At 72.8% G+C, this 2,821-nt stretch carries 2 protein-coding genes; both read left to right on the top strand.

The window, feature by feature from the left end:
• Positions 1–178: 178 nt before the first annotated feature.
• Positions 179–1,216: a LacI family DNA-binding transcriptional regulator gene (locus AC1DUQ_RS20165; RefSeq protein ID WP_477074464.1), complete on the top strand. Its 1,038-nt coding sequence runs from the start codon at positions 179–181 to the stop codon at positions 1,214–1,216.
• Between the two features lie 50 nt (positions 1,217–1,266).
• A partial coding sequence (locus AC1DUQ_RS20160) for a beta-galactosidase (RefSeq protein ID WP_477074463.1) occupies positions 1,267–2,821 on the top strand: 1,555 nt, incomplete at its 3' end.

Here is a 2,821-nt window from a genome sequence, read left to right as displayed (position 1 = left end):
CGAACTCGCGCGCGCGACCCAGCGGGACCGCACGCGGACCGTGGCTGCGGTTGCGCTCGGGTCGCCGCGGCGGCACTAAGCCGTTGCACTCCGATGACCTGGCTCGCTTGACTACGTAGTCAGGCGTGGCGTTGACTGCGTAGTCATCCGACACCGCCGTCGCGAAGGGGACCTCGCCGTGACTGACCGCACCGTCACCAGCAAGCCCCGTCCGGTCGTGGCGATGGACGTGGCCCGCGCTGCCGGGGTGTCGCAGAAGACGGTGTCCCGGGTGATCAACGGGGACCCGCACGTGAGTGCCGAGGTCYGCGGCCGGGTGCACCAGGCGATCACCGCGTTGGGCTACCGGCCCAACCGCGCGGCCCGCAACCTCGTGCTCGGCCGCAGCCGGACCATCGGCGTCCTCTCGGTCGGATCCACCGACTACGGCCCGTCGGCGCTGATGGTCGCCGCGGAGCACGCCATCCGCAGCGCCCGCTACTCGATGTCGGTCATCAACACCCTCGAGGACGAGCCGGAGTCGATCACCAGGTCCCTGCACGAGCTCGTCGACCAGGGCGTGGACGGCATCGTGGTCAACGAGCCGGTCGGCCCGTTCAGCCTGGCGCCCGGTGCCATCGGAGACCTCCCGGTGCTCAGCCTGTCCGGCCGGTACGGCATCTCGGCCAACGAGGTCGTCGCCGACGCGGACCAGGCGTCGGGCGGTCGGCAGGCGGTGAAGCACCTGCTCGGCCTGGGCCACCGCACGGTGCACCACGTCTCCGGTCCCGCTGGCTGGCGGTCCAGCGGGCTGCGCACGGACGGCTGGCGCTCGATGCTCGAGTCTGCCGGCGCCCCGCAGCCGCCCGTGCTCCTGGGCGACTGGAGTGCGCGCTCGGGGTACGAGGCCGGCGTGCACCTGGCGGCCGACCCGACGGTCACCGCGGTGTTCGTCGCGAACGACCAGATGGCGATCGGCCTGCTGCGCGCGTTCATGGAGGCCGGCCGGGACGTGCCGGGGGACGTGAGCGTCGTCGGCTTCGACGACGTGCCCGAGGCCGCCTACCTGGCACGGGCGCTGACCACCATCCGCCAGGACCTCGGTCACCTGGCCACCTTCGGCGTCGGGATGCTCATCGACGCCATCGAGAACCCGCGGCGGCAGGACCGCCGCGAGAACGTCCCGGTCGAGCTCGTGGTCCGGGAGACGACGGCCGCACCACCCCCAGGGCGCTGACGGTCCCCACCAGCACAGCGAAGAGCCCGCACCACCACGGAGAGAGTCACATGGCTGCCCAGCACGATGGAGTCCGCTTCGGCGCCGCGTACTACTACGAGTACGCGGGGCCGGGCGACGACCCCCATCCCGAGACCCTGGAGCGCGACCTCGACCTGATGCAGGCGGCGGGGTTCTCGGTGATCCGCGTCGGGGAGTCGGTGTGGTCCACGTGGGAGCCCGACGAGGGCCGGTTCGAGCTCGACTGGCTCGAGCCCGTCCTCGACGGGGCGCACGCGCGCGGCATCGACGTGGTGCTGGGCACGCCCACGTACGCGCTCCCGATGTGGCTGGTCCGCCGGTACCCGGAGGTCGCGGGCGAGCTCCGCACGGGTCAGCCGATGGGCTGGGGCGCCCGGCAGGAGACCGACATCACGCACCCCGCGTTCCGGTTCCACGCCGAGCGGATCCTCACCCGGATCGTCGAGCGGTACCGGGACCACCCCGCGGTCGTCGGGTTCCAGGTGGACAACGAGCCGGGGCTGCACCTGCTGCACAACCGGGGGGTGTTCCAGCGCTTCGTCGACCACCTGCGGCACACGTACGGGGACGTGGAGACGCTGAACCGGGAGTGGGGGCTCGTGTACTGGTCGCACCGGCTGTCCACGTGGGCGGACCTGTGGACCCCCGWCGGGAACGTGCAGCCGCAGTACGACCTGGCGTGGCGCCGGTTCCAGGCGTCGCTGACCACCGAGATGATCGACTGGCAGGCGAAGGCTGTCCGCGCGCTGGCCCGGCCCGATCAGTGGGTGACCACGTGCATCGCGTACGACCGCCCGGCGCTGGAGGACGTCGACCTGGCCTCCGTCCTGGACGTGACCAGCGGGAACGCGTACTACGGGATGCAGGACTCGCTGGCGCACCCGAGCACGTCGACCGTGCCGCAGTTCTGGACCGCGCACGGCACGTGGGCGCTGTTCCAGGTGGGCGACGCCATGTTCTCCAGCCGCGGCGAGCCGTTCCTGGTCACGGAGACCAATGCGCAGTCCATCGGCGGCCCCAGCACCAACAACCCCGCCTACCCCGGCCAGTGGCGGCAGTCGGCCTGGGCGCTCGTCGCGCGCGGTGCCCGGATGGTCGAGTACTGGCACTGGCACACGCTGCACTACGGCGCCGAGACCTACTGGGGCGGCGTCCTGCCGCACAGCGGGGTGCCCGGCCGGCCGTACCGGGAGCTCGCGCTGCTGGGCGCGGAGCTCGCTCGCGTGGGCGGGGAGCTGGCGGACGCCGTCCCCGACTCCGACATCGCGATCCTGTCGTCCACCGAGTCGCGCTTCGCGCTCGCCGCCCAGCCGCCGCTGCAGAAGCCCGACGGCACGGCGGACCCGAACAGCTACCCCCGGATCGTCAGCGCGTTCTACCGGGGCGCGTTCGACGCGGGCCTGCAGGTGCGCGTGGTCCGGCCGCGCTACCTGTTCGCGGAGGACCCGGCGGCCGTCGTCGGCGCCCACCCGGTGCTCGTCGCGGCCGGCTACTACCCCGCGTCCGACGCGGACCTCGCGTGGCTGCTCCGGTACGCCGAGGCCGGCGGCCACCTGGTCGTCGGACCCCGCACCGGCTACGCCG

This window comes from Cellulomonas sp. P4_B5_2, assembly GCF_056402235.1.
This window is presented reverse-complemented; position numbering and strand designations above follow the sequence as displayed.